Annotated in this window: 22 protein-coding genes and 1 riboswitch; of the genes, 10 read left to right on the plus strand and 12 right to left on the minus strand. The window is 68.3% G+C overall.

All coding sequences use genetic code 11. The annotated features are described in order from the left end of the window. A complete protein-coding gene (locus VI056_09315) occupies positions 1–399 on the minus strand; it encodes a hypothetical protein (protein ID HEY6203230.1) in 399 nt (132 codons plus the stop codon). A 46-nt stretch (positions 400–445) separates the two neighbouring features. Here VI056_09315 and purH point away from each other — a divergent pair, with 46 nt between their 5' ends. Both purH and VI056_09325 read left to right on the plus strand, forming a co-directional pair. Then, positions 446–1,996, plus strand: coding sequence for a bifunctional phosphoribosylaminoimidazolecarboxamide formyltransferase/IMP cyclohydrolase (gene purH, locus VI056_09320; GenBank protein HEY6203231.1), 1,551 nt, complete (start codon positions 446–448; stop codon positions 1,994–1,996). A gap of 44 nt (positions 1,997–2,040) precedes the next feature. Then, complete coding sequence (locus VI056_09325) at positions 2,041–3,510, plus strand: AAA family ATPase (protein ID HEY6203232.1); 1,470 nt, start codon at positions 2,041–2,043, stop codon at positions 3,508–3,510. A gap of 2 nt (positions 3,511–3,512) precedes the next feature. Here VI056_09325 and VI056_09330 read toward each other — a convergent pair whose 3' ends face one another. From VI056_09330 to VI056_09340, 3 genes are all read right to left on the minus strand, one after another. Beyond that, positions 3,513–4,211 carry a PIG-L deacetylase family protein gene (locus tag VI056_09330; GenBank protein HEY6203233.1) on the minus strand — a complete coding sequence of 233 codons (699 nt, stop codon included), beginning with the start codon at positions 4,209–4,211 and terminating at the stop codon, positions 3,513–3,515. Between the two features lie 2 nt (positions 4,212–4,213). Further along, positions 4,214–5,404, minus strand: a complete 1,191-nt coding sequence (locus tag VI056_09335; protein HEY6203234.1) for a glycosyltransferase — start codon at positions 5,402–5,404, stop codon at positions 4,214–4,216. Positions 5,405–5,475: 71 nt separating this feature from the next. Then, positions 5,476–6,459: a GNAT family N-acetyltransferase gene (locus tag VI056_09340; protein ID HEY6203235.1), complete on the minus strand. Its 984-nt coding sequence runs from the start codon at positions 6,457–6,459 to the stop codon at positions 5,476–5,478. A gap of 60 nt (positions 6,460–6,519) precedes the next feature. Here VI056_09340 and VI056_09345 point away from each other — a divergent pair, with 60 nt between their 5' ends. The 3 genes from VI056_09345 to VI056_09355 all read left to right on the plus strand — a co-directional run bounded on the left by VI056_09345 (position 6,520) and on the right by VI056_09355 (position 10,149). Continuing rightward, entirely contained in the window at positions 6,520–7,680 is a 1,161-nt protein-coding gene (locus tag VI056_09345; protein ID HEY6203236.1) for a glycerate kinase, read from the plus strand. A 10-nt stretch (positions 7,681–7,690) separates the two neighbouring features. Further along, a complete protein-coding gene (gene glpX / locus VI056_09350) occupies positions 7,691–8,680 on the plus strand; it encodes a class II fructose-bisphosphatase (protein HEY6203237.1) in 990 nt (329 codons plus the stop codon). Positions 8,681–8,754: 74 nt separating this feature from the next. Further along, the gene (locus VI056_09355) at positions 8,755–10,149 is read left to right on the plus strand and encodes a tetratricopeptide repeat protein (GenBank protein ID HEY6203238.1); all 1,395 of its coding nucleotides are present in this window, start codon (positions 8,755–8,757) and stop codon (positions 10,147–10,149) included. Here the strand turns inward: VI056_09355 and VI056_09360 are convergent. Then, a complete protein-coding gene (locus VI056_09360) occupies positions 10,103–10,951 on the minus strand; it encodes a bifunctional 5,10-methylenetetrahydrofolate dehydrogenase/5,10-methenyltetrahydrofolate cyclohydrolase (protein HEY6203239.1) in 849 nt (282 codons plus the stop codon). The two genes, VI056_09355 and VI056_09360, sit on opposite strands and share 47 nt — an antisense overlap. Beyond that, a complete protein-coding gene (locus tag VI056_09365) occupies positions 10,951–11,577 on the minus strand; it encodes a cyclodeaminase/cyclohydrolase family protein (GenBank protein ID HEY6203240.1) in 627 nt (208 codons plus the stop codon). The genes VI056_09360 and VI056_09365 overlap by 1 nt, the downstream gene beginning before the upstream one ends. A gap of 55 nt (positions 11,578–11,632) precedes the next feature. Then, positions 11,633–11,738: riboswitch (SAM riboswitch) on the plus strand. A gap of 52 nt (positions 11,739–11,790) precedes the next feature. Between VI056_09365 and VI056_09370 the strand changes: the two genes are divergently transcribed. The 4 genes from VI056_09370 (at position 11,791) to VI056_09385 (ending at position 16,096) form a co-directional block, all read left to right on the plus strand. Continuing rightward, entirely contained in the window at positions 11,791–12,711 is a 921-nt protein-coding gene (locus VI056_09370) for a methylenetetrahydrofolate reductase (GenBank protein HEY6203241.1), read from the plus strand. Beyond that, positions 12,708–13,670, plus strand: coding sequence for a hypothetical protein (locus tag VI056_09375; GenBank protein HEY6203242.1), 963 nt, complete (start codon positions 12,708–12,710; stop codon positions 13,668–13,670). The genes VI056_09370 and VI056_09375 overlap by 4 nt, the downstream gene beginning before the upstream one ends. Continuing rightward, a complete protein-coding gene (locus VI056_09380; GenBank protein HEY6203243.1) occupies positions 13,667–14,656 on the plus strand; it encodes a methionine synthase in 990 nt (329 codons plus the stop codon). The genes VI056_09375 and VI056_09380 overlap by 4 nt, the downstream gene beginning before the upstream one ends. A gap of 108 nt (positions 14,657–14,764) precedes the next feature. Then, complete coding sequence (locus VI056_09385; protein ID HEY6203244.1) at positions 14,765–16,096, plus strand: M20/M25/M40 family metallo-hydrolase; 1,332 nt, start codon at positions 14,765–14,767, stop codon at positions 16,094–16,096. Here the strand turns inward: VI056_09385 and VI056_09390 are convergent. Together VI056_09390 and VI056_09395 are read right to left on the minus strand one after the other, a co-directional pair. Beyond that, positions 16,093–16,500: an HIT family protein gene (locus VI056_09390; protein HEY6203245.1), complete on the minus strand. Its 408-nt coding sequence runs from the start codon at positions 16,498–16,500 to the stop codon at positions 16,093–16,095. The genes VI056_09385 and VI056_09390 overlap by 4 nt on opposite strands. Before the next feature lie 16 nt (positions 16,501–16,516). Further along, positions 16,517–17,653 carry a DEAD/DEAH box helicase gene (locus tag VI056_09395; GenBank protein HEY6203246.1) on the minus strand — a complete coding sequence of 379 codons (1,137 nt, stop codon included), beginning with the start codon at positions 17,651–17,653 and terminating at the stop codon, positions 16,517–16,519. Between the two features lie 77 nt (positions 17,654–17,730). Between VI056_09395 and VI056_09400 the strand changes: the two genes are divergently transcribed. Continuing rightward, positions 17,731–18,879 carry a site-2 protease family protein gene (locus tag VI056_09400; protein ID HEY6203247.1) on the plus strand — a complete coding sequence of 383 codons (1,149 nt, stop codon included), beginning with the start codon at positions 17,731–17,733 and terminating at the stop codon, positions 18,877–18,879. Positions 18,880–18,916: 37 nt separating this feature from the next. Here VI056_09400 and VI056_09405 read toward each other — a convergent pair whose 3' ends face one another. From VI056_09405 to glp, 4 genes are all read right to left on the minus strand, one after another. Next, entirely contained in the window at positions 18,917–19,813 is an 897-nt protein-coding gene (locus VI056_09405; protein HEY6203248.1) for a pseudouridine-5'-phosphate glycosidase, read from the minus strand. Continuing rightward, on the minus strand, positions 19,814–20,320 hold the full coding sequence (locus VI056_09410) for a MogA/MoaB family molybdenum cofactor biosynthesis protein (protein ID HEY6203249.1): 507 nt from the start codon (positions 20,318–20,320) through the stop codon (positions 19,814–19,816). Beyond that, positions 20,317–20,778 carry a cyclic pyranopterin monophosphate synthase MoaC gene (gene moaC / locus VI056_09415; GenBank protein ID HEY6203250.1) on the minus strand — a complete coding sequence of 154 codons (462 nt, stop codon included), beginning with the start codon at positions 20,776–20,778 and terminating at the stop codon, positions 20,317–20,319. Before moaC ends, VI056_09410 begins: the two co-directional genes overlap by 4 nt. 67 nt (positions 20,779–20,845) lie before the next feature. After that, complete coding sequence (gene glp / locus VI056_09420) at positions 20,846–22,099, minus strand: gephyrin-like molybdotransferase Glp (protein ID HEY6203251.1); 1,254 nt, start codon at positions 22,097–22,099, stop codon at positions 20,846–20,848. Positions 22,100–22,119 lie beyond the last annotated feature (20 nt).

Consider the following 22,119-nt stretch of genomic DNA (forward strand, 5'->3'; position numbering starts at 1 on the left):
CTAGCGCCGCCGCCGCTTCTTGCGCCGCTCCGGCTGTGGGAAGTAACGCTGACGGCGCTGCTCGCGTTCCCAGGCAGCTTCCTGCGGCGGTAGCACGTAGAGATACATCAGTCCGAGCGCCGCGATGTTCGCCGCGATCGTGACGCCGATCACCCAGAACGGCAACTTCGCGATGATCCAAACCATGAGCACGATGAGGAACACGATGTTGGTCCAGAACGCCCACGATTTGAGCGTGTTCTCAGCCGGAGGCACGGGTCCGCGGCGCCGCCAGTTGTACCAAACGACGTTCGCGACAAGGGATATCGCGACCGCGTAAACAGCGGGCCAATAGAACCGTGACTCGGTATTGAAGGGCTGGGAAAAACGGTCAATGAAGTGACCGAGGTCGAACGGCACGGTCCGGCTATGCTAGCGACCGCCAGCGGGATTGACAGGAGACACCGTGCGAGCACTCCTCTCAGCTTCTGATACGACCGGTCTCGTCGCGTTCGCGCGCGGTCTGCGCGAGCTCGGCTGGGATCTCATCGCGACCGACGGCACGCGTGCCGCCCTCGCGATGGAGGGCGTTGACTCGAAGGCAGTCGAAGAGCAGACCGGCTCGCCGGTGCTGCTCGGCGGTCGCGTGAAGACGCTGCATCCGCGCATCCATGCCGCGCTCCTGGCGCGGCGGGACAACGAGTCGCACCGGGCCGAGCTCGCGCGCGAGGGCATCGAGCCGATCGACCTCGTAGCGGTCAACCTGTATCCGTACGCAAAGGCCGCAGCCGCAGGTAAGCGAGGTCTCGAGCTTCAGGAGCAGATCGACATCGGCGGCGCGACCCTGCTGCGCGCCGCGGCGAAGAACTATCAGGACGTCGTCGTGATCGCGAGGCCGGACCGGTACGGTGCCGTGCTCGACGAGCTCAAGGGCCGAGGCAATGTTTCACTAGAGACACGCCGGCTCCTCGCCGCCGAGGCGTTCTCGCACACCGCGGCGTACGACGCGACGATCGCGGCGCGCTTCGTCGGCGAGGCCGGCATCCAGTTCCCCGACGACATGACACTGTCGCTCCGCAAGGTGCGCGACCTTCGGTACGGCGAGAACCCGCATCAGCAGGCGGCCTTCTACGCGATCCGGGGTGAAGAGAGCGGCGCGATGGTCTCGATGGAGCAGATCCACGGACGCGCGGCGAGCTTCAACAACGTGCTCGACATCAATGCGGCGTGGCGCATCGTGTCCGACTTCGCGCAGCCGACCGTCGCGATCGTGAAGCATCAGAACCCATCCGGCATCGCGTCGGAGAGCGACATCACCAAGGCGTACCGCAGGGCGTTCATGGCCGACTCGGTCTCGGCGTTCGGCGGCATCGTTGGCGCGAACCGCCAGGTCACTCGCGAGCTCGCCGAGGCGATGCAGGACACGTTCTACGAGGCGATCATCGCGCCGGGGTACGACGACGACGCCCTACCGCTCCTTCGTCAGCGCAAGAACCTGGAGATCCTCGGGGTACCGAACGCGCTCGTTGACGGCCGTCGTGTCCGCCGCACCGACGATCACGCGCTCGATCTGAAGAAGGTCTCCGGCGGCATCCTGGTGCAGACGCCGGACGAGTCCGTGACCGAAGAGGGCAACTTCAAGGTCGTCACCGAGCGCACCCCAACGCTCGAGGAGCTCACCGACCTGCTGTTCGCGTGGCGATGCGTTCGCCACGTCACCTCGAACGCCATCGTCCTCGTGAAGGGCCTTGCGAGCGTCGGTGTCGGTCCCGGTCAGCTCTCGCGGGTGGTCGCGGTCGAGGTCGCCGTGCGCAAGGCGGGCGAGAACGCGCGCCTGGCGGTCATGGCCTCCGACGCGTACTTCCCGTTCCCGGACGGCATCGAGGTCGCCGCGCGAGCCGGCGTGACCGCGATCATCCAGCCCGGTGGCTCGCTGCGCGACGCGATGATGATCGAGACGGCCAACAAGCACCGCATGGCAATGCTGTTCACGGGCAGGCGACATTTCAAGCATTAGCCAGCCCGCGACACCAGTTTTTTCCCGGTCGTAACCTCTCCGGCATGACCGATCCGAACGGTGCGTCGACCCGGGAATTCGCGTCCTCGTTCAAACGCTTCATCGATGCGATGAACGCTGAGGCGGCGAAAGAGAGCAGCCCACTGCTCGAGCGACTGCGCGCGCATCTGGGCGGCGATCCCGGCCGCATGCCCATCGTCAGCGAGGACTTCGACAACTACGAGCATCCGAATGTCCAGGTCGCGCTCGACAAGGTGCTCTATTCGAACGGCCGGAGTGCTGATCTCGTCGGCTTCTCCGCTCCGAACAAACGATGGCAGCAGTTCGCGTTCTCGGATCTCCTGGCGACGAACAGCCCATACGGACGGATCTCGGAAGGCCCCGTCGACTATGTGAACTTCCATCTCGAGGGCGACCGGACCCTCGCGTGCGTCCAGTACGGGCTCTTCTTTGTGACCTCAGGCGACGATCGGATGACCGTCTTCGTGGTCGGGCCCCCGACCCTGGAGATGGGGCCGCGGACCCGGCTTCGCGTCGAGGTCGCGTGCTCCCGCCGCGATGCCGCTCTCGCGCTGCTGCGCGATCTCACTGCCGCGAGTAAGGAGCTCAACGTCTACCGCGGCAAAGCGATCTCGCTCGCACCTGGCCAGTACGGAGTGCAGTCGCTCGTGAAGTTCCACCGGCTGCCCAGCGTGCGCCGCGACGAGGTCGTACTACCCGACGGCGTGCTCGAGCGGATCGAGCAGCACGCGGTGCGCTTCTCCGACCACGCTGCGGCGCTGGTCGCGGCGAAGCGCTCGCTGAAGCGCGGCATCCTCCTCTACGGTCCGCCTGGCACCGGCAAGACGCTGACCGTCATGTATCTCGCCACGCAGATGACCGGCAGGACGCTGATCATCGTGACCGGCCTCGGCATGGGCGGTCTCGGCACGATCGGTCAATTCGCCAGAGTGCTGGCGCCCGCGACCGTCGTTGTCGAGGACGTCGACCTCATCGCGCAGGAGCGCGGCATGCCGGGCCAGCAGGCGAGCCCGCTCTTATTCGAGCTGCTCAACCAGCTCGATGGCCTTGCCGATGACGCCGACGTGCTCTTCATCCTGACGACGAACCGGCCGGACATCCTCGAGCCGGCACTCGCGGCTCGTCCTGGACGTGTGGACCTGGTCGTCGAGCTGCCTGTCCCAGATGCTCGAGGGCGCGCACGCCTACTCGAGCTCTATGCGCGCGGACTCACGCTAGAGGGCGTCGACTTCGCGCGTTACGTCGAGAAGACCGACGGAGCAAGTCCGGCGTACATCAAGGAGCTGCTGCGTAAGGCCGCGCTCCTCGCGGCGATCGCGGGATCGCGGGCCGTGACGCCGGAGCACTTCGACGCCGCGATGGATGAGCTCTCCGCCGGAGGCGAGCTCGCGAAGCGGATCGTCGGCTTCGGCACGTCGGGCGTCCCGCTGGGTCCGGTCGGACCGATGCGACCTGCGGGGTTCCCAGCGATCGAGGTCCGCCGGGCGCCCTGAGGCTAGGCGAGCTCGATGTAGCGGAACGCCTCCGCGGCCGGGAGGTTCCACGTCGCGCCGATGCTCTTCGCCCACGCCCGCATCCGCTTCGGGAATTCGGTGCGGCCGCCGAGCTGCGAGCGGTGTGCCTGGAGCGCCTTGATCTTCCTATCGAGTGTGCCGCTGATGTCGAACCACACGTTCGGCTCGCGTGAGCCGAAGAGGAGGACGCGCGAGACCCGATGCTTCGCGAGCTTGCCGCCGCTCAGCTGGTCGGGAAAGAACAGGTGATCGCGAGCGGCAATGACGCCGTCCATGCCGGACCACCCCGCGACCCGGTGATCCGGATGGATCTGGTAGTGGCTCCACGGATCGTTGGTGAAGACGAGATCCGGCTTGTGCATCCGGATCGCGAGGCACACCTCTTCACGAAGGGCCATGGATCGCTCGAGCTCGCCGTCGTGGTGACGCAGGAACACGAACTCCTTGACGCCGATCGCCTCACCGGCGGCCCGCTGCTCCTTCTCGCGCGTCTCGGCGAGGGTCTCGGGCGGCATCTTCGGATCGTGCGTGCCCTTGTCCCCGCTGGTGAGGAGGCAGTACGTCACGTGCGTCCCTCGCTCGATGAATGCCGCGAGTGTCCCCGAGCAGCCGAAGTCGACGTCGTCGGGATGCGCGACGACCGCCATCGCGCGCTTGGGGATCGCGAACGCGTCGGGCACGACTAGACCTTCACCGCCGGTGAGGATGCCAGAACCAGGTCGTAGAGCGCGTTGATCTTGTCGCCAACGTTCTGCCAGGTGTAGTGCTCGGCGCGATCGCGCGCGCCGTGCGCGAGATGCATCCGCAGACGGTGGTCCGTGAGCACCTGCTCGATCGCGTCGGCGAGCGCCTGGTCGTCGCCGGCGGGAACGAGCAGGCCGGACTCGCCGTGCTCGATCAGCGTCTGAAGGCCGCCGACGCGCGTGCCGACGACCGGTGTGCCGCAGGCCATGGCCTCGAGGGCGACGAGCCCGAACGATTCTGTTAGTGATGGGACCGCGCAGACATCGGCCGCGGCGTAGTAGAGCGCGAGCGTCTCCTGATCGAGCGAGCCGACGAAGTTGACGTTCGCCTCCAGGCGATGCTCGTGCACGAGCCGCCGGAGCTCGACGATCTTGTCGGTCTCGGGCGCGTCGTCACCCGGGTCGAGAGCTCCGCCGACGACGAGGAGGCAGACATCGCTGCGAAGGTCCGGCCGGCGCTGGAACAGCAGCCCGAGCGCGCGCAGCAGGACGTCGATCCCCTTGATCTGCTCGATGCGACCCACGAACAGCACGATGCGCTGGCACTGGTCGCGTCCGAGCTTCTCGCGCGCATCGGCCTGCCGGATCGGATGGAACAGCGTCGGGTCGACGCCGCACGGGATGATGTGGACCTTCGCCCCGTCCGCGCCGTAGAGCTCGCGCAGCTCGCCGAGCTCGATCTCGCTCGCCGCTACGATCGCCGCGGATTCCTGGACGGCCTCGCGCTCGATGGTGATGCGCACGTCGCTCTCGCCGTCGATGTCCTCGTCCATCACCTCGCGCTTCACCAGGCCGAGGGTGTGGAACATCTGGATGCTCGGCACGCGCCAGCGGGCGGCGAGGGTGCGCGCGACGCTCGCCGAGAGCCAGTAGTGCGCGTGGATCAGGTCGTAGGACCGACCTTCGGCGGCGACGTACTCGTCGAGCTTCGCGGTGAACTCGTCGAGGTGGTCGTACACGTCCATCTTCGGCCAGTAGCCGATCGGCCCCGACTCGATGTGGACCACGCGCGCGTTCTCGCCGAGCTGTTGGATCCGCGGGTCGTACTTCTCGCGCCAGCGGGTGAAGACGTCCACCTCGACGCCGCGCTTCCCGAGTACGCGCGCCAGCTCGCGAACGTAGACATTCATGCCACCCGAGTCTCGACCGCCAAGCTTTGCGAGCGGACATGCGTGGACCGACAGCATCGCGATGCGGCGAGTCACGACAGAGAGGCCTCGAGCTTCGCGAGCCAGCGGTCCGTCGCGCCGAGGTCGTACTTGTACGGCTCGTCGCCGCGCAGCAGGTCGTACGTATCGAAGCGCTCCGCGATCGCCTCGCGGATCGCCCAGGCGTGGCTCACGATCCCGATCGACAGTGAGGCGAGCGCGGGATCGTAGGCCGCGTTGTACAGCGCGAGCGTTCCGCGGTACGCGAACGCGAAGAGCACCGCGGCATCCTGGTCGTGCGCGCGCAGCACGCCGAGACGGAGGCGTCCCAGCGGGGCAAGCGCGTCGGCGATGTCGCGGAAGAAATGCTCGACGTCCGGTGTCATGAAGTCGGCTTTCTCACCGCGCGAGAGGCGGTGCAGCGAGAAGAAGCGATCGAGAGTCGCGCCGCGCTCGGCGTCCGTGGCCCACCGGAACGTCGCTTGCGTCGCGTTCTCGAGGCGGCGGATCTTCCGGCGCAGCTCGTGCCGCTCCTTCTTTCCCAGACTCTGCACGTACGTCTCGAAGTCGCCCGGCAGACCGAGGCGGGGGCTGGTGATCAGCCGTGAGCGCTCGACCCGATAGCGGCGCGTAGCGAGCACCGAAGCGATGGCCTCGAGCGTTGGCGCGCTTTCCGGGACGAACTCGAGGCGGACGCGCCGCGGCCGCTCGCCGGCGATCCACTCCGCGACCGCTGTCGCAACTGCGCGCTCCTTGCCGACCGGGGCGACCACGTCCTGTTCATCGGTCAGCTCGCCGCCGGCGAAGCGGAGCGTGCCGTCCATGTCACGCGCCAGCGCGGCGATACCGTGCGGCGCGTGGCCCACCGCGAGGGTGATCGCCTCGGCGCTGTCGTGTTCGCGCGCCACCGCCATCCACTCCGGAGTGAGGAAGATGCTCGCTGGCGATCGCCGCTCGGCGATCTGCGACCACGCTCCGGAGAGCTCGGCGGGGGCGCGCGGGGTACAGCCCGCGTCAGGCCCGGTCGTGAGGGTCACGTGCTTCCGAGTCTAGGGGGCACGCAGGAAGAACGTCCGCATCGTACCTATCATTCCCGCGTGCCCGAGCGCGACGCGCCGCGGGTCGTGATCGCTCCCCAATCGTTCAAAGGCAGTGCCGACGCGGTCGCGGTCGCGAGCGCGATCGCGCGCGGCGTGCGGCGCACATGGCCACGCGCCGTTTGCGTCGAGCTACCGCTCGCCGATGGGGGAGAGGGGACGACGCTTGCCCTCGTGCGAGCGACCGGTGGTGAGATGCGTGGCGCTCGCGTGCACGATCCGCTCGGACGCGAGATCGACGCGCAGTGGGGCGTGCTCGGTGACCGCGTCACCGCGGTCCTCGAGATGGCTGCCGCGAGCGGGTTGCCGCTGCTTCGAGTGGTTGAGCGAGATCCGCGCATCACATCGACGCGCGGCACGGGCGAGCTCATCCTGGCCGCAGCCGCGTCGGGTGCGCAGCGGATCGTGATCGGGATCGGCGGCAGCGCGACGAACGACGGCGGCGCGGGCATGGCGCGCGCGTTCGGCTATCGATTCTTCGACGCGCACGGTGCCGAGCTCGCCGAGGGTGGAGGCGCGCTCGTGCATCTCGCGCGCATCGAGGGACAGACCGATCCACGCCTCATCCGGCCCGCCATCGACGTCGCGTGCGATGTGCGCAATCCGCTGCTCGGTCCCGAGGGCGCCACAGCGGTCTACGGACCGCAGAAGGGCGCGACGCCGGAGATCCAACGCGCGCTCGAAGCCGCCCTCACGCGGTATGCCGACGTCGTCGAAGCGTTCGTGGGTCGCGACGTGCGGAGCGTGCCGGGTGCCGGTGCGGCCGGCGGCCTCGGGGCGGGGCTCATCGCGTTCCTCGATGCGCGGCTCGTCTCCGGATCGGCCCTGGTCCTCGACGCCGTCGGTTTCGATAAGCGTCTCGTCGGAGCGGACCTCGTGATCACCGGCGAGGGCCGGATCGATGGCCAGAGCAGCTACGGCAAGCTCACCCATGCCGTGACCGTTGCCGCCAAACGCCGCGGCGTCCCCGTCGTCGCGGTCGCGGGGACGGTCGGTCCCGGTCATGAGGCGATGCGTGAAGCCGGCATCGAGGCCATCGAGACGCTCGCGGGCACGTCGGACGCCGACCGAGATGCCGCGATCCGCTACCCCTTACCACGCATCGAGGACGCGGCCGAGCGACTGGCACGCGGTCGTGCACCGGCGCGCGGAAGCCGATAGGGTCTGGCCCATGCTCGGTCCGCCGATCCCCACCGATCGCACTTCCAGCCTCGAGCTCGTGCGCATCACCGAAGCGGCGGCGATCTCGGCCGCGCACTGGATGGGACACGGCGACAACGACCGCGCTGACGAAGCTGCGGTCGAGGCGATGCGCAAGGCGATGGATGAGGTCGCGTTCCACGGGACCGTCGTCATCGGCGAGGGCGAGCGCGACCAGGCACCGATGCTCTACATCGGTGAGAAGGTCGGTCGTGGCGAGGGTCCCGAGGTCGACATCGCGGTCGACCCGCTCGAGGGGACGAACCCCGTCGCGAAGGGCCGCGCGAACGCGCTCGCGACGATCGCCGTGTCGGAGCCCGGAGGCCTGCTGCACGCGCCGGACACCTATATGGACAAGCTCGTGGTGGGAAAACCTGCGGCAGGGAAGGTCGATCTCGACCGCCCGGTCGCGGAGAACCTCAAGATCATCGCGAAGTCGCTGAATCGCGATGTCGACGACCTCACCGTCGTCGTACTCGACCGACCGCGTCACGCACAGCTCATCGCGCAGCTGCGCGCGGCCGGATCGCGCATCAAGCTCATCGAGGACGGCGATCTCATGGCGGCGATCTCGGTGGCCGTGGCGGGCACCGGTGTGCACGCCGTGATGGGCATCGGCGGCGCACCCGAGGGCGTGCTCGCAGCGGCAGCTCTGAAGTGCCTCGGTGCGGAGATCCTCGGCCGTCTCAAGTTCCGCAGCGACGAGGAGCGCGAGCGCGCGAAGAAGATGGGCGTCGTCGACGACGGGCGCGTGTACCGGACCGACGATCTTGCGAGCGGACGCGATGTGCGATTCGTCGCGACGGGTGTCACCGACGGCGATCTTCTGCAGGGCGTTCGTTTCTTCGCCGGTGGCGCGCGGACCCACTCGGTGCTGATGGATCGCCGGCTCGGGAAGCTCCGCTTCATCGACTCGACGCACTTCGAGGACCCGGCGAATCCACCCGTCGTCCGGCTCTAGCGACACGCGGGCGCTAGAACGTACTGTCGATCTACAGTTGACGTCCGCGCGCGACGGGCGTAGCGTCTGGCGCCGTGCCCACGCGCACCCGTCGGCATCGCGCGGCCCCGGACTCTCCAGCACTGCGCCAGCTCGGTCAGCGCCTTCGTGAGGCACGCGTCGCGGCGGGGTTGAGCCAGGCTCAGCTGGGGTCCCCGTATTACACGCGTGCCCACGTGAGCGCGATCGAGCTCGGGAAGATCCATCCCGCGATGAAATCCCTCGAGCACATGGCCGCGAAGCTTGGGAAGGCGGCCTCCTACTTCGTGGAAGACGCCGCGGTCGCACGTTCTCGTCGCGAGCAGGAATTCGACGTCGATCGCACGATCGCTCTCGCGTCGCGGATGACCGCCGCGGACTGCATCAGGCAGGCCGATGAGCTTCTCGAACGCGATGCGCTTTCGACGAATCAACGCAGCCGCCTTCACCTCGCGCGCGCGCGGGCCTTGAATCTGACTGAGCGGCCGAGTGGGGCCCTTCGAGATCTGACGATCGCGCAGCGCCTCGCCGCGCAGCTCAAGGACCCAGGGTTAGCGCACACCATCGACTACGAGCTCGGGGCCGCGACACGCGGGACCGGAGACTCATTGCGCGCACGGGACCTCTTCCTCGCCCTGCTCGGAACCCTCGAACGGAGCAACGATCGGGATCGCCTCCTACGGATACGCGTGCTGCAAGCACTCGGGGCAGTTTGCGTCGATCTCGGTGAGCCTCAAGCAGCGGCTGGCTACCTCAATTCCGCACTCGAGTGGGCTCAGGACGTCGGCGACCTCAGCGCGTTGTTCGCGATCTACTACGCCTTAGCCGTGTCGCATCGTGCTCAGGGCGATCTCGAGATCGCGACCACGTATCTGCAACGCGCTCTCGCGGCAAGCGAGGTGGCCAGGGATCTGACAGCGACCGCGATCGTCCACAACATGCTGGCTGTGATCGCTGCCGACGGCGGTCGGGTTCAGGCCGCGTATGAGCATGCCGACCGCGCGATCGACCTCGGTCGGATGGCCGGACCGATCGTGTACGTCGCGCATTACCTGAACACAAAGTCCGAGTGCGCTGCCAAGCTGGGTGATTGGACGACGGCCGAGCACGCCGCACGGGAGTCACTGGCCCTCGGGAAGACGGCCGAGAATCAGGTGGCGGCTGCGGCCGGTCACGTCGCGCTCTCACAAGTGTTCGAGCATCGCGGCGAAGGTGAGGTGGCAACTCGCGAACTCCTACAAGCGGCCGACATATACCGCAGCCTCGGCTCGAAGGCGGAGCTCGCAGACGTGCTCATGAGGCTCAGCCGCGCCGCTAAGGCACGCGGCGATCTCGTCGAGGCGGAGCGTTTCGCGACGCTGGCGTTCGAGGCGACCCGCTCGATAAGCACGTTCGTGGATGCGGCTAGCCGCCCGCCGTCTGCGCCTCCGCGGCGGTCAGCACATTCCTGAGTAGCAGAGCGGTCGTCACGGTCCCGACGCCTCCGGGCACGGGGCTGAGCGCTCCCGCGACGCTCGCGACGCTATCGACGTCGACGTCGCCGGCGAGACCAGCGGGTGTCATGTTGATGCCCGCGTCGATGACGGTCGCACCGGGCGCGACCATGTCGCCCGTCAGGAATCCCGCCCGCCCGACGGCGACGACGATCACGGACGCGCGGCGTGTCAGAGCGCCGACGTCGCCAGTGCGCCTGTGCGCGACGGTCACCGTCGCGTCCTCGTTCAGGAGGAGCGCCGCGGCCGGACGGCCGACGACAGTGCTGCGCCCGACGACCACCACATTCGCACCGCTCAGTCGTATCTCGTGGAACTTGAGAAGCTCGACGATCGCCTCTGCGGTCGACGGGACGAAACGCGGACGGCCATCGAACAGCAGACCGACGCTGTGCGGGCTCACGCCCTCGACGTCCTTCGTTGGCGCGATGTGATCCACGAGATGGCCCTCGTCGAGTTTTCCCGGCAGCGGCGTCAACAGCAGGACGCCGTGGATCACAGGATCGCGACTCGCGCGCTCCAGCTCGGCGACCACCGCGGCTTCGGTCGCATCGCGACCGAGCGAGACGTCGCGCACGACAATGCCGAGGCTCTTTCCGCCGGACACGAGTCGCTGCAGATACGTGTTCGCGGCGGGGTCGACGCCGGCCGAGATCGTGGCCAGCGCCGGATGGACGCCGCGGCCCCGCAGTGTGTCGGATCGTTCGTGCGAGCGCGCGTTCAACTGCTCCGCGAGCGGTCGCCCGTGCAGCAGTCGCATCAGCGCGCGATGCGCGTCTCGACGAAATCCGTGATCCGTTTGCGCTGTGCTTCGGCGCCGTCGAGCGCGCGATCGAGGTCCTCCGACAGTGCCTTGACCTGCGCGGGATCTTTCACCGACGCGAGGTTGATCATCACGTTCAGCGACGCACCGCGCAGCGCCGCCTCGGCCATGAGTGCGCCGACCCCGATGTCGCTCGCGGTCGCCGGTGTCGCCTTGGCGATACCGCGCTCGCACGCGTCGAGCAGTCGCCGGCTCGTCTTCGCGACCTCGAGCGGAACGCGTGAGGCCGCGAGCAAAGCCGACTGGAGGCGCTCGGTCCGCTCGCGTTTCTCGTCGTCATTCGACTTCGGCAGCTTCAACGCTTCCGCGACGCCGCTGTACGCCGCGCTGTCGTCGTCCACCAGACGGAGGAAGTCGGCGCGCAGGTTCTCCATCTCGGCGACGTAATCAGCGAACCATCCATCTTCGGACTTCTTGGCTGCGATGCGGGCGACCATCGCCGCGAGTGCCGCTCCGAGGGCGCCCGCGTATGCTGCGGCGCTGCCTCCACCGGGGACCGGAGCATCGGAGGACAGATCGTCCGTGAACGCGCGTAAGGTCCGGTCAACGAGCCGTTTGGTCATGGGAACGGCGAGAGTGTACGTGTTACGATTCGACGAAAGTTCAGACGCGATTCCTTTTTCATCCAGAAGAGGCTGAGGGAACGGCCCGATGACGCCTCGGCAACCAGCGGAGGCCCGCTACGGTGCCAACTCCGGCCCTGAAGATCAGGGAAAGATGAGAGAGGGTCGACCCGCAAGGGCGACTTCTCTTGAGATGGAGAGGTCGTTCTTCATTTGAGCAACCTGGCAGCGCTCCTCCGGCAGGGCGAGTTCGTCGTGACCGCCGAACTCAACCCGCCCAAGAGCGCATCCGGGACCGCCGTGAAGCGTCGGGCGGCCATCCTGAGGGGCACCGTCGACGCGGTCAATGTCACCGACAGCAACCGCAGCGTCGTGGCGATGGCCGCGATCCCGGCCGCGTTGCTGGTTCGCGAGGCCGGCGTTGAGCCGGTCGTCCAGATCACGGGACGCGACCGGAACCGGATCGCCCTCCAGGCGGACCTGCTCGGTGCCGCCGCGCTCGGTCTCGCGAATTTCCTGTTCATGAGCGGCGACGACCCAAAGCACGGGAATCACCCGGACGCCGTGCACGTCAAGGATCTCGACGGCGTTGGCCTGGTGAAGATGGCGGTCGGCATGCGGGACGACCATAGGTTCCTCTCGGGCGACGAGATAAGGCAGGCACCCGAGTACTTCATCGGCGCGACGGCATCGCCGTTCACCAAGCCGATGTCGGCCGATCTCGAGCGCACCGTGGAGAAGATCAACTCGGGCGCGGACTTCCTGCAGACGCAGCCGGTGTTCGATCTCGCGACGTTCAGTCAATGGCTCGCCGAGCTGCGGCGCATCGGCGGCGGGCGCCAGGCGTCCGTCATCGCCGGAGTCCTCGTGCTTCGCTCCGCCGAGCAGGCCGAGCGTGTCGCACGCGTGCCCGGCGTCGCTCTCGGACAGGATGTCGTCGATCGGCTCAAGAAAGCGCCCGACGCGGAGCAGGAGGGCATCGCGATGGCAGTCGAGATGTCGAAGTCGCTGCGGGCCCTCCCCGGTGTTCACGGCGTGCATCTGTACTCGATCGAATGGCCCGAAGCCGTTCCATTGGTGGCGGAGCGCGCGGGCCTCTTGCCACGACCGAAGGTAAAGGAGTCGAACTCATGAAGACGACCGTGATCGGCGCGTATCCCAAGATCTCTGACGAGCACCAGGACCTGCGCCGCGCGCTGCACCGTTACGACCGCGGGGAGCTCGACGCTGACGGACTCTCCGCCGTGCTCGACGAGAGCACGCGGTGGGCGATCGGCGAGCTCAACTGGGCAGGCATCGACGTGATCAATGACGGACAGATCCGCTGGGACGACCTGCTCGCTCCGTTCGCGCGCGCCTGGAACGGGTGCGATCGCGGAGCGCTCGAGCGCTTCTACGACAACAACACCTACTTCAGGCAGCCGGTCATCACCGGACCGATCACGACCGACGGCAAGACGCTCGTGCGCGATTTCGAATTCGCGCGCCGCGAGGCTCGGGGTGAGCTGAAGGCGGCGGTCTGCGGCCCGCTGACATTCGCGACGCTCTCAGAGGACAGCCACTACAAATCGCTCGAGGAGCGCACGCTCGCCGTCGCCGATGCGATCGCGGCGGAGATCCGCGGGCTGGGGGCGGCGGGCGCGACCCTTGTTGATGTCGAGGAGCCGGCGCTCGTCGCGCACCCCGAGCACTTCGCTATCGCCCGCGCGGCCATCGAGCGTCTCGCGGCGGCCGGCGTGCCACTCGCGCTCCAGACCTACTTCTTCCCGGCCGATCCGCTTCTCGATGCGCTCGCGGCGTTTCCCATCGCCCAGGTCGGCATCGACGTGCGAAGCCGCGACACGCGTGTTCTCGAGAAGCTCACCGGGCTTCGCCAGACCGTGGTCCTCGGCATCGTCGACGCGCGCAACACGCGCGTGGAGACGGAACGGGAGCTCGTCGGTCTCATCGAGGCGGCTCTCAGGCGGATCCCGGCCGAATACCTCTGGCTCGCCCCGACGACGGGGCTCGAATACCTGCCGCACGACGTCGCGGTGGAAAAACTGAAGGCGCTGGTCTCGGCTGTGCACGCGACCGGAGGGGTGAAAGCATGAGCGATCAGGTGCTGCTCACGACGAGTGTTGGCTCGTTCGGAAAGCCCGATTACCTGCAGAAGGCACGGAACGCGAACGCGCGCGGGAAGCTCGGCGATCCCGAGCTGAGCGAGCTCGAACGTAAGGCCACCGAGGAGTGGATCCGCCGTCAAGAGCGCCTCGACCTCGACATCCTCGTCGACGGCGAGATGTATCGCGGCGACATGGTCGCGTACTTCGCCGAGCGTCTCGATGGGTTCCGCATCGGCGGTCTCGTGCGCTCCTATGGCAACCGCTACTACCACAAGCCGATCATCGCCTCGAAGGTCGCGCGTCCAAAGCCGATGACCGTCGATTGGTTCCGCTTCACGCAGTCCCTCACGGATCGGCCGGTGAAGGGAATGCTCACGGGGCCGTACACGATGCTCGACTGGTCATACAACGAGGCGTACAAGACGCGTCGTGAGGCGGCGCTCGCGCTGGCGGAGGTCGTGCGTCAAGAGGCGGAGGATCTCCAGGCCGCCGGCGCGCGCTACATCCAGATCGACGAGCCCGCCATCCACGCGCGGCCCGAGGAGATCGACATCGCCATCGAGGCGATGGGTGTGGTCACCCAGAACCTCGACGCAAAGACGATCTCGCACATCTGCTACGGAGACTTCGCCGCGATCTATCCGAGAGTCCTCGACCTGCCGGTCGATCAACTCGACCTCGCGATGGCGAACTACGAGTACCGATGGCTGCAGCTCTTCGACAAGAACCCGTTCACGAAAGAGCTGGCGATCGGCATCGTCGACGTGCACCAGCACGAGACCGAGACCGTCGCGGTGGCCGCCGAGGGCATCCGCAAGGGCCTCCGTTACGTCTCGAAGGAGCGGCTCTTGCCCCATCCCGACTGCGGACTGAAGACGCGTACCGTCGAGGAGTCCGAGGAGAAGTGCCGCGTCGTTGTCGAGGCGACCAAGGTCGTGCGGAAGGAGCTGGCGCGGCAGGCGACACCGGCCTAGACATACCGGCGTGGCATCGCCTGAGGCGCCAGAGCTCGATCGCGCGAGGCTGACGTCGGTCGCGGCGGCTGCGCTCGGCGCGGCGTCGACCTGGACTAGAGTCTCGGCGTGGCGAGCCTGGTGGAGGAGACGACCGACCTCCTGCAACACCTGATCCGGAACGAGTGCGTGAACGACGGCACGCCCGCGTCCGGACACGAGATCAGAAGCGCCGACACGCTCGCGAGCTACCTCCAAACGCCCGGCGTCGAGATCAAGCGGTACGAGCCGCAGCCTGGTCGTGGGAGCCTCGTGCTGCGTATCGAGGGGAGCGATCCGAAAGCGCCGACGCTCCACTTCATGGGGCACACCGACGTGGTCCCGGTGACGCGGTCGGGGTGGCGGCACGATCCGTTCGGCGCGGAGCTCATCGACGGAGAGGTCTGGGGCCGCGGTGCGGTCGACATGCTCGACGTGACCGCATCGATGGCGGTCGCGGTGCGGCATCTCCTCACGAGCGGGTTCCGGCCGAAGGGGACGTTCATCTACTCCGCGGTCGCGGATGAGGAAGCGCTCGGCACGCACGGCGCGCAGTGGCTGACCGAGAACGCCTGGGACGACGTGAAGAGCGACTACCTGCTCACGGAGTTCGGCGGCGCGCGCTTCCCGATGGGGAAGGGCACAAAGCTCCCGATCATGAGCGCGGAGAAGGGCTCGCAGTGGACGCGGCTGCGCGTGAAGGGCACGCCGGGCCACGGATCGATGCCTTACAAGTCGGACAACGCGCTGGTGAAGGCGTCCGAGGTCATTACGCGCGTCGCGCGGTACAAGGCGCCGCTGCATCTTCAAGAGGTCTGGCGCTCGTTCGTCGCAGGCATCGATCTCGGTACGGTCGAACGGATGGCCCTCACGAACCCAGCCTCGTTCGATGTCGCGCTCGAGCGCGTGCCCGAGGCCGCGCAGCCGATGCTGTACGCGGCGACGCGCACGACCTTGTCGCCCAATATCGCACACGCGGGCGTGAAGGTGAACGTCATCCCCGACAGCGCGGAGGTCGACATCGACATCCGGACCCTGCCCGATGACGACGGCGAGGGCGTTCGCAAGATGCTGCGCGAGGCGATCGGCGATCTATGGAAGGATGTCGAGGTCGTGCATGAGGGAAGCAACCCCGCGAGCTCGTCGGCGATAGACACGCCGCTCTGGGACACGCTCACGAAAGTGACGCGGCGGCTCATCCCGGACTCGACCACCGTGCCGTTCCTCATCGTGGGCGCGACCGACGCGCGCTTCTTCCGGCGCAAGGGCGTCGTGTCATACGGCTACGGTCTGATGAGCGACAGGATCCCGTTCGGTCAGTTCGCGAAGATGTTCCACGGCAACGACGAGCGGGTCGACCAGGAGACGCTGCGCCTCATGAGCGAGCTCTGGGAGCAGACGGCGCGGGCGTTCGTCGGCTAGAGCGCGAGCGCCCTCCGCAGCTTCGCCGCGATCTGCTCGGCCTCACCGTTCGAATATCGCCGCCGGATCCACATGCCGCGACCCGGTGAGAACAGGCCATCGCCCTTGCGACGCGGCACGCAGTGCACGTGGACGTGCGGCACGCTCTGGCTGATGCGCGTGTTCACCGCGACGAACGAGCCGTCCGCGGCGAGCGCGGCTCGGAATGCGATCGACAGGCGGCGCGCGAGAAGGAACAGCGGGGACACCTCGCTCTCGGGGATGTCGTCGAGCGTGTCGTAGTGGCGCGCGGGCACGATGAGCGTGTGCCCGGGAAACACCGGCGCGTGGTCGAGGAACGCGACGACGTGGTCGTCGCGGTAGACCGACAGATGCTCCGCGCCGCCCACGACCGCGCAGAACACGCAGCCGGCTCGCACGCTAGCGGCCGTACAGCTCGAGCACCTCGCGTCGGAACGGCACACCGGCCTTTGATCGGAGGCGCTCGAACTCGTCGAGGTCCCACTCGCCGACGAACGTCACCGCGACCCCGGCCTCGCCGGCGCGCCCGGTGCGGCCGACGCGGTGCGTGAAGGTCTCCGCGTCCTCGGGGAGGTCGTAGTTGATCACGTGCGAGATGTCCTCGATGTGCAGGCCGCGCGCCGCGAGGTTGGTCGCGATCAGGACCTTGATCTCGCCGCTGCGGAACTGGTCAAGCGTCCGTTCGCGTTCGCGCTGCGACAGATCGCCGTGGATCGCGGCGACCTTCTGGCCGCGCCGCTTGAGATCGTCGAAGAGCTTGTCCACTCCGCGCTTGGTGTGGCGGAACACGAGCACCTGGTCCGTTTCCCAGCGGCGCAGGAGCTCGGCGAGCGCCTTCGGCTTGTCCTGATCGAGGACCTCGACGTAGACCTGCTCGATGGCCACGAGGTTGCGCTGACCCGGATCGATCGAGATCTGTGCCGGGTCCCTGGTGAAGCGATGGGCGAGGTCGCGGATCTCGCCCGACAGCGTCGCTGAGAAGAGCGCTGTCTGGCGCTTTGCCGGACACATGCGCAGCAGCTTGCGAACGTCGGGCGCGAAGCCCATGTCGAGCAGGCGGTCGCCCTCGTCGAGAACTACGACGCGGATGCCGTCGAGCGAGAGGCTGCCGCGGTCGATGTGATCCAGCAGCCGACCGGGCGTTCCGATGACGATCGGGACCCCGCGTTTGAGGGCTCGCTCCTGCGGGCCATACGGGACCCCGCCGTAGATCGCCACTTCGTGGGTGTGACGGTACTTGCCCAGCGCGCCGAATTCGCGTGTCACCTGTACGGCGAGCTCGCGCGTCGGCACGACGACGAGCGCCTGCGGTCTTTTCTCATCGGGGTCGATGCGCTCGATGATCGGGATCGCAAATGCCGCGGTCTTGCCGGTGCCGGTCTGCGCCTGCGCGAACAGGTCGCGGCCGGCGCGCAGCACCGGGATCGCCTCCTGCTGTACGGGCGTGGGCGCCATGAAACCGAGCTCATCGATCGCGCGCGCGATGTCGGGATGGATCTCGAGCGTGCCGAAGCGCCCGGTCGCGACCTGTGTCAAGCCACGTGGCGTCGCTGGCGCTCGTCCAACATCGTCCTCATCCGCTTCCAGTATCGCATCGCGGCTATGCTCGCCTGGTGCCCGGATCGTTCCGTGTCGCGCGCATCCTCGGTATCGACATCCGCATTCACATCTCGTGGCTGCTGATCTTCTTCCTCGTGCTGCTCTCGCTTGCCGACCAGGTGTTCCCTGATTGGTACCCCCAGTGGTCGCAGGAGAAGACGTTCGTCGTGTCGGCGATCGCGGCGCTGCTGTTCTTCACTTCGGTGCTGCTGCACGAGCTTGCGCATGCCATCGTCGCGCTGCGCTTCAAGATGTCGGTCTCCTCGATCACGCTCTTCCTCCTCGGTGGCGTAGCGAATCTCACGAAGGAGCCACCCAGCGCAAGAGCGGAGTTCTTCATGGCCTCTGCGGGCCCCTTCACCAGCCTCGCGATCGGCGGTCTCGCGCTCCTCGTGCAGCAGCTCGTCACCGACAACATCATCCGTTTGCCGTCGCTGCAGCCGGTCGAGGGAGTTGCGCGCTACCTAAGCTTCATCAACATCGCCGTCGCGCTCTTCAATCTGGTGCCGGGGTTCCCACTCGACGGTGGGCGGGTCCTGCGCTCGATCATCTGGGGGATCCGGGGCGATCGCGTCGTCGCGACGCGCATCGCCGCGCGCGGCGGCCAGCTCGTCGCCGGCCTGATGGTCGTGTACGCCGCCTCCCGAGTCCTGAACGGCGAGGCCACCGGTGGGCTGTGGCTCGGTCTCATCGCCTACTTCCTCTACGGAGCGGCGTCCCAGGCGCTGCAGCAGGAGCGAGTCACCGCGGCGGTTGGCAGCGTTCGTGTGGCTCAGCTCATGACGACGGACTTCCGCTCGGCACCGGCGGGGATGGCGATAGGACAGCTCATCCGCGACATCGTCCTGCCGAACAACCTTCAGGCGATCCCGGTCGTCGCGAGCGACAAGCTCGTCGGCCTCGTCACGATCGCCGATCTGCGCAAGGTCGAACAGGATCAGTGGGCGACGACAGCGGTGGATGTGGTGATGACTCCGGCCTCCGCGCTCGCGACCGTGTCGCCGGGCGATGAGCTCGTCGCGGCGCTCGACCGCTTCGGGAGCGGTGACCTTCCGCTCCTGCCCGTCGTCGAGCGCGGATCGCTCGTCGGCGTTCTGTTCCGCGAGTCCGTCGTCGGCTATGTACGCATGCGCGAGATGCTGGGTTTCGACTCCCGGCGGTAGGGATCGCGAGCCTGATCCGGAGCAGACCGGGACCCGGCTAGATCGAGAGCGCCAGCGCGATCTGCGCCGCGATGCGCGCGTTGCCGCGCAGCAGTGACACGTTTGCCACGAGGCTGCGCCCGCCGGTCGCGTCGCTGAGCTGCGCGAGTAGGAAGGGTGTCAGAGCGGCGCCGCGAACGCCCTGCCGTTCGGCCGCGGCGAGCGCGCGCGCGACCTCGGCCTCGGCCTCGCGCCGGTCGAGCGCGTCGCGCTCCGCGATCGGAACGGCGATCACGATCCCCGCTCCGCGCGCGAGCTGCTCGCGCGCGACGCGTGCCGCGGCGAGCGCGTCGTCGACGCGATGGGCGAGCGGCAGTCCGCTCGACCGGACGTAGAACGCCGGCAGCTCGTCGGTGCCGTAGCCGATGATCGGAACGCCGAGGGTCTCGAGGCGTTCGAGCGTGAGCGCGAGGTCGAGCACGAGCTTCGCGCCCGCGCAGACGACGCACACCGGATGCTTTGCGATGGCCTCGAGGTCCGCGGACTCGTCGAAGGAGCGTTCGCCGCCGCGGTGCACGCCCCCGATCCCTCCGGTCGCCATGACCGCGATGCCGGCGCGGGCCGCGATCTCGACCGTCGCCGCGACGGTCGTGGCTCCCAGTCCGCGGCGCGCGAGTACCGGCGCGAGGTCGCGCAGTGACACCTTCGCGACCGCGAGGTCCTCCGCGAGGCGGACCAGGAGCGCGTCGTCGGCGCCGACGATCGCCTGGCCGTCCGCGATCGCGATCGTGGCGGGCAAAGAACCGAGGCCGCGCACCTCTTCCTCGAGCGCGCGTGCGGCCTCCAGGTTCTGCGGCCGGGGAAGGCCGTGCGCGATGACCGTGGACTCCAGGGCGACGACGGCCCGGCGCGCGGCAAGCGCTGCGGCGACCTCAGGGTGGACCGCGAGCTTCACCTAGGCGCGGCCGCGGGCGTGACCGGTCTCGCCGCTCTCGCCGGCGAGCAGCTCGATCGCGTGAGGGAGGACCGGCAGCAGCACCTCGAGCGACTCGCGGACCGCGCGTGGCGAACCCGGCAGGTTGATGACGAGCGTCGAACCAACCGCGCCCGCGACGCCGCGCGAGAGCATGCCGTGCGGGGTCTTCTCGAGCGACCGGGCGCGCAGGGCCTCGGCGATACCGGGTACCTCGCGGTCGATCACACGCCGCGTCGCTTCGGGCGTGACGTCGTTCGGCGAAAGCCCCGTGCCGCCGCTCGTGAGCACGACGTTCGCGCCTGCGCGCACCGCACTGAGGATCGCGGTCGCGATGCCGGCCGCGTCGTCGGGCACGAGATCGCTCTGGATGACCTGGTGGCCGGCGCCAGCGAGCGCGTCACGCATCGCCGGTCCGCTCTCATCGGCTCGCTGGCCCGCGGCGCCCCTGGTGCTCACCGTGATGATCGCGGCGCGGACCGAGCTCACGGCGCGCGGTACTCCCCGCTGCGCCCGCCACTCTTCAAGACCAGGCGAACATCCGTCAGTCGCGCTCCGCGCTCGACCGCTTTCAGCATGTCGTAGAGCGTGAGGCCCGCGACCGCGACCGCCGTGAGAGCCTCCATCTCGACACCGGTCCGCGCCGTCGTCGCGACGGTCGCCTCGATCGCGATGCCGGTCGCTTCGATCGTCACATCCACGCTCGCGTGTGTGATGGGCAGGGGATGCGCGAGCGGGATCAGCTCAGACGTCTTCTTCGCCGCCATGATCCCGGCGAGCCGCGCGCTCGCGAGCACGTCACCCTTCGGCGTGCGTCCGTCGCGGACGAGCGCGAGCGTTTCGCTCGAGACCAGCAGCATCCCGCGCGCGGTGGCGCGTCGCTCTGTCACGGCTTTCGCGCCGACGTCGACCATCCGCGCTGCTCCGCGCTCATCGATGTGCGTCAGCGTCTTGCGCGCCGCAGCAGGCCCGGGTTTACGCGCCGTCGCGCCTGCTGACTTGCGAGCCGGCACGCTAGTGATCCTCCGGCAGATCGGTGAGCAGAACGCTCACGGTATCGCCGGGACCAGCGGCCGCGATCGCTTCAGGCAGATCGATGAGAGCATTCGCGAGCGACATCGAGCGCAGGATGCCGGAGCCCTGCGGCCCGGTCGACCGGACGGTCCCGGCCGCGGTGTCATAGATCCCGCGCGCGAACATGCGCAGGCCGACCGGCTTGTCGACACGGTCGAGCAAACGCGCCTGCACGCGCGGGCGATGCAGCTTGGTCCGTCCCGACATCTTCAACAGGGCCGGGCGCACGAAGAGCTCGAACGTGAGGAGCGCCGAGACCGGATTGCCCGGCAGCCCGAAGATCGGAACGGCGCCGCGCTTGGTGCGCAGCTCGCCGAATGCGAGCGGGCGGCCGGGACGAAGGGCGATCGACCAGAAGTCCATCTGCCCCATCGCGTCGACGACCGGCTTCACATGGTCGTGGTCGCCGACGGAGACTCCGCCGCTCGTCACGACGAGGTCGCCGAACGCCGCGTTGCCCAGCGCATGCCGCAGGTCGTCGGCCGAGTCGCGCGCGATCCCGAGCTCGAACGCCGCGCAGCCGGTCGCGCGGACCGCGGCCGCGAGCGAGTAGCGGTTCGTGTCGCGGATCTTGCCCGGGCCCGGCTCCTCCTCGTTGATGTCCACGAGCTCGTCGCCGGTGGACAGCACGGCCACGTTCGGACGACGAACGACGTTCACTTTCGCGCGGCCGATCGATGCGAGCACGCCGATCTCGGCGTGTCGCAACAGCGTTCCGCGCGCGAGGATGACCTCGCCGCGCCGCAGATCCTCGCCGGCCTGTCGCACCGCGACGCCCTTCGGCGTCGCCTTGTCGATCGTGACGACCGAGGCGCCGTTGTCGGTGTCCTCGACCCGCACCACGGTGTCGGCGCCATCAGGCATAGGCGCGCCGGTCATGATGCGCATGGCCTCGCCGGCCCCGACGGCGCGTTCGGGCATCGAGCCGGCGGCCACGGCGCCGACGACGCGGAGGCTCACGCCGTCGCGCATGACGTCTGCTCCTCGCACGGCGTAACCATCCATCGCCGAGTTGCGGAACGGCGGCACATCGCGGTCGGCCGTCGCGTCCTCGGTGAGCACGCCGCCGAGCGCGTCGAGGAGGCCGACCTCCGTCGGCGCGAGCGGCTCGATCCGCGCGAGCACGCGGTCGAGTGCTTCATCGACGCTCAGCGTCGAGACCGCCGCGCGCGCCGCGCTGGGGCTGGTGGGCATCGTCAGGAGTCTAGGAGCGA

The sequence above is a fragment of the Candidatus Limnocylindria bacterium genome (assembly GCA_036523395.1).
Classification (GTDB): domain Bacteria; phylum Chloroflexota; class Limnocylindria; order P2-11E; family P2-11E; genus CF-39.